Origin of the sequence: Kitasatospora sp. MBT63 (assembly GCF_000710465.2) — a bacterium.
Lineage (GTDB): Bacteria > Actinomycetota > Actinomycetes > Streptomycetales > Streptomycetaceae > Kitasatospora.
Genome location: NZ_JAIZ01000551.1, coordinates 1 through 4,408, shown reverse-complemented (window position 1 = coordinate 4,408; position 4,408 = coordinate 1). Strand labels below are relative to the sequence as shown.

4 protein-coding genes are annotated in these 4,408 nt (G+C 66.8%); 3 read left to right on the top strand and 1 reads right to left on the bottom strand.

Annotated elements, in window-relative coordinates:
• The first annotated feature begins 315 nt into the window (after window positions 1-315).
• From AA75_RS29175 to AA75_RS29165, 3 genes are all read left to right on the top strand, one after another.
• Complete coding sequence (locus tag AA75_RS29175; protein ID WP_233289243.1) at window positions 316-1,506, top strand: ABC transporter substrate-binding protein; 1,191 nt, start codon at window positions 316-318, stop codon at window positions 1,504-1,506.
• 332 nt (window positions 1,507-1,838) lie between these two features.
• Window positions 1,839-2,756 (top strand): sterol desaturase family protein, encoded by a 918-nt coding sequence (locus tag AA75_RS29170; protein ID WP_233289242.1) that lies wholly within the window; start codon window positions 1,839-1,841, stop codon window positions 2,754-2,756.
• Between the two features lie 88 nt (window positions 2,757-2,844).
• Entirely contained in the window at window positions 2,845-4,146 is a 1,302-nt protein-coding gene (locus AA75_RS29165; RefSeq protein ID WP_082526901.1) for a glycosyltransferase family 1 protein, read from the top strand.
• Between the two features lie 83 nt (window positions 4,147-4,229).
• Here the strand turns inward: AA75_RS29165 and AA75_RS29160 are convergent.
• Window positions 4,230-4,408: HU family DNA-binding protein (locus AA75_RS29160; RefSeq protein ID WP_033823280.1), on the bottom strand; the 179-nt coding region annotated here is incomplete at its 5' end.

Genomic DNA, 4,408 nt, shown 5'->3' with positions numbered 1-4,408 from the left:
TCTACGAAAAACTCGGCATCACCTCCCGCCGCCACCTCCGTCGGCTCCTCCCTTCGTGAGTGACCGGACCAGCGGCAGGCCTCAGGGTCGAGGCGGCTCACGCGGCGAGCCGTCTCGCGCCCTGTGCGGATCTGTGGTGATCTCATTGCCCGTATGGGCCGTGCGCCGTAGATCATGCGTTCACGGGTCACCTCAGGTCTGCCGAGGAGTCCGATGTTCAGATATCCGCCTGCCGTCACACTCGTCGCCGTTCTGGCTCTCGCGCTGACCGGATGCGGTTCCGACGGTGGTGGAGGCCAGGCGTCTGCGCCCGGGGTGACGGCTACGACGGTCACGATCGGCAGCCACCACCCACTGACCGGGCCCGCCGCGGCAGGACTCGGCGATGCGGGCCCGGCCATGAAGGCGTACTTCGACTACGTCAACGACCATGGCGGGGTCAACGGCCGGAAGATCGTCTTCAATGACAAGGACGACGCCTACAACCCCGCCAAGACGGTGGACGTGATGCACCAGCTCGTCGAGCAGGACAACGTCTTCGCCATCGTGGGGGGCCTGGGGACCCCGACCCACACGAAGGTCGTCGACTATCTCAACGCGCAGAAGGTCCCCGACCTGTTCGTGGGGTCCGGCTGTACCTGCTGGGACTCACCGTCCACGCACCCGTACACCTTCGGATGGCCGACCGACTACGTGCGCGAGGGCAAGGTCCTCGGTACGTACGTGGCGTCCGCCTTCCCCGGGAAGAAGATCGCCTACTTCACCCAGGACGACGCCCTGGGCGCGGACGGTATCAAGGGACTGGACGCAGTCCTACCGGCCTCGTCCGTCGTATCGCGTCAGACCTACCAACCCGGCAACCTCGACATCAACCCGCAGATGGACGCCATCGCCCAGTCCAAGGCCGATGTGATCGTCGCATTCGCCATCCCGACGTACCTCGCACAGCTCAAGATCGCACAACTCAAAACCGGCAATTCCGCCCAACTGGTGGCGAGCTTCGCCGGCGCCGACCCCACCACCCTCTCCGCCCTGCTGGCCCCCTACGCCCAACAGAGCGGCGAACAGGGCAACTCACTCGTCCAGGGAATCGTCACCGACTCCTTCACCTGGCCGATCTCCGACACCACGACCAGCTGGTACGCGCTGTACAAGAAGGTCCGCGACACCTACGCGCCGTCCCTTCCGCTGAGCCAGGCGACCAACTTCGGCATGTCCATCGCCTACACCTTCGTCCAGGCACTCCAGCGGGCCGGCAAGAACCCGACCCGTCAGTCGATCGTGGACGCCACGGAGCAAGGGAACTTCACGGGGCCCGGTCTGGTCCCGTTCGGCTTCAGCAAGACCTCGCGCGCCGGCTACACCGGCACACAGATCGGCGTCATCCAAGGCGACAGGATCGTCCTGCAGGGCCAGCCGATGACCACCGACGCCGGCGACGGCCCGGTCACCCCCTACACCACACCCCCCGCCACCGCCCCGGCCGACGGTATCCCCACGCCCTGACGGTGGAGGCGGGCCTGCGGTCCGCCGATCGACGAGGCCGGATCCGGCCGGACATCCCGGCCCGTGCCGGGGCGGCGCCGACAGCAGCACCGCCGGACGATCCGACGGTCCTTCACGAAGGTTCGATGCTAGGGGACAGGGGTGCGGGACTAGGGACTCTCCCTGGGGCGCGCGTCCCGGCCGGAGCGCGATGCTGAGGCAGGGCCTCCCGGCCCGGAATGCATCCCTGCCGCCTGCTGCCGGGCGGTATCCAGCACCGCTACAACAGGGTGGAATCAATGGAGAGCGCAATCCGTGCAGGAACGTATGCAATACCGGTTCTGCTTCTGCTGATGGCCATAGAGTTCGTCGGATATTCCCGGGACAAGGCCCCGGACGCACGGCGGGCCGGCGTCTCCGTGCGGGACACCGCCACCAGCCTGTCCATCTTCGTGGTCGGCCGGATCGAATTGCTGCTGGCCCGGTTCATCGAGCTTCCGCTCGTGGCGATTGCAGCGTCCTTCGCCCCGTTCACCCTTCCCGGGTCGGCGTGGTGGGTCTGGGTGGCGGCGATCATCCTCACCGAATTCGCCTTCTACTTCCGGCACCGGATGAATCACCGTATCCGACTGCTCTGGGCCGGGCACAGCGTTCATCACTCAAGCCGGCACTTCAACCTCTCGACAGCCGTCCGCCTGCCCTGCCTGATACCTGGAGCATTCCTGGCCAACGTGGTGGACGTGCCCCTGGCCCTGATCGGCATCCCGGTATGGATGATCTTCACCGCCCACATCATCATTCTGCTCTACCAATACCCGCTCCACACCGAGCGGATCGACCGACTTCCCAGAGCGGTCGAGTTCATGTTCAACACTCCGTCACACCACCGCGTCCATCACGGCGCGAACAATCCCTACCTAGACAAGAACTACGGCGGAATCCTCATCGTCTGGGACCGGATCTTCGGCAGTTACGCGGAAGAAGTTGAACGCGTCCGCTACGGCCTGGCCACGAACATCGACACCTTCAACCCGCTCAAGGCCAATTACCACGAGTTCGTCAGCCTTCTCCGCGACGTCCGACACGCCCGCACCTGGTCCGGCCGCGTCGGTTACCTGGTCAAGCCCCCCGGCTGGCACGAACCCGTCCCCGCCGTCCGGCCGGGGACGGCCCCTGTGATCGGGAGGCGACGCGGACCCGAGCCGATCAGCAGCGGATCGTTGGTTTCCGTTCACCATTCACCGCGAGGGTCGCATGCCGAAGTTTCCTGAAGTGCAGTTGGCGTCGAATTCTCGGGACGCCCGTCCAGCCGAGACGGCAGGTTCCGCTGCCCGCAGTGGCGCCGCCGGAGCCGAGCGTCTGCGCGTCCTCGTCGTCGCGGAGTCCTTCTTCCCCCAGCTGAACGGCGTCGCCCACAGCGCCTTGAGAACGGCCGAGGATCTCTTCAAAAAGGGCCATATCCCTGTCATCGTCTCCCCTGAAACCGGCCGGCGCTCGCACCGCGCCGACGATCTGGCCCAGTGGGGGAACATGTTCCCCGTGATCCGCGTCCGCTCGATTCCGCTTCCAGGATATCCTGAAGTCCGTATCGCACTTCCAGGACGCCACGTGGCCAGGGCGATTTCCCTTCACCAACCCCACATCATCCACCTGGCCAGCCCGTTCGTGCTGGGATCCCAGGGGATCGCCGCGGCCAGAAAATCCGGCATCGCCACCGTCGCCGTTTTCCAGACCGACATGGCCGCTTATGCCAGAACCTACCTCCCTTCCGTGGCCAACATCATGGAACGGCAGGCGTGGAGGCGGATCCGGAACATTCATTCAGCCGCCGACCGGACACTCGCCCCCTCCGAGTCCTCACGTCGAGATCTCGTCACACACGGGATCCCGCGCGTCCATCTATGGCCGCGCGGCGTGGACTCGATGCGCTTCTCCCCGCACCATCGCGACCATGCGCTCCGCCGGGCACTCGCGCCGGCCGGAGAGGTAATCGTGGGGTACGTAGGGCGGCTCGCGCCGGAGAAACAGGTCGAGCTGATGGCGGGTGTGTGTTCTCTGCCCGGCGTACGTGTCGTCATCGTCGGCGACGGCCCCTGTAGGACCCGGTTGGAGCGCGCCCTGCCCGGCGCGATCTTTCTGGGCCGTCGAACCGGACACGACCTGGCTCGCGTCTACGCCTCGCTGGACATATTCGTACACACGGGGCAGTTCGAGACGTTCGGACAGACCATTCAGGAGGCGATGGCGAGCAGGCTGCCTGTCGTCGCGCCGGCAGCGGGCGGGCCGTTGGACCTGGTGGACCACGGCCGGACGGGGTTCCTCATACCCGCGGGCGATGGATCCGCGCTGTGCGGAGCCGTGGACCGACTCGCCCGGTCCGGGGGCCTGCGTTCCGCATTCGGTCACGCAGGCCGCACCGCTGTCGCGGCCCGCACCTGGGACTCGATCGGTGATGTGCTCATCACGCACTACCGCCAAGCCCTGAGGGCGACTACCGAGGATCTCATCCTCCCGTTTCCCGCCGATTCTTCCGGAGCTCCCACGGGAAGGGCCGACCGGCCCGGAGCGGGAACAGCTCAGCCGGCTGCGTCGGCAGGACCTCGAACTGCCCTGCCGCCCTCCCTGAGCCGGGCCTCGACGCCCCGGAGCCCCGTCGGATGATCACCCGATAACGTGACGGCACCCCGTCGGCCGAGGTCCGATGCCTGGCGCCGCCGCCGTCCGGGCCGGGCATCGGTGAGGGATCACCCCTTTGCGGCTTCCTTGAGCTTGGAACCGGCGGAAACCTTGACGCCGTGACCGGCCGGGATCTGGACCGGGTCGCCGGTCTGCGGGTTACGGCCGGTGCGCGCAGCCCGCAGGGTGCGTTCCAGGGTCAGGAAGCCGGGGATGGTGACCTTCTCGTCGCCCTTGGCGACGACCT

Coding starts and splice junctions, on each gene's coding strand:
- AA75_RS29170 (WP_233289242.1), top strand. CDS start 1,839: ATGGCCATAGAGTTCGTCGGATATTCCCGGGACAAGGCCCCGGACGCA.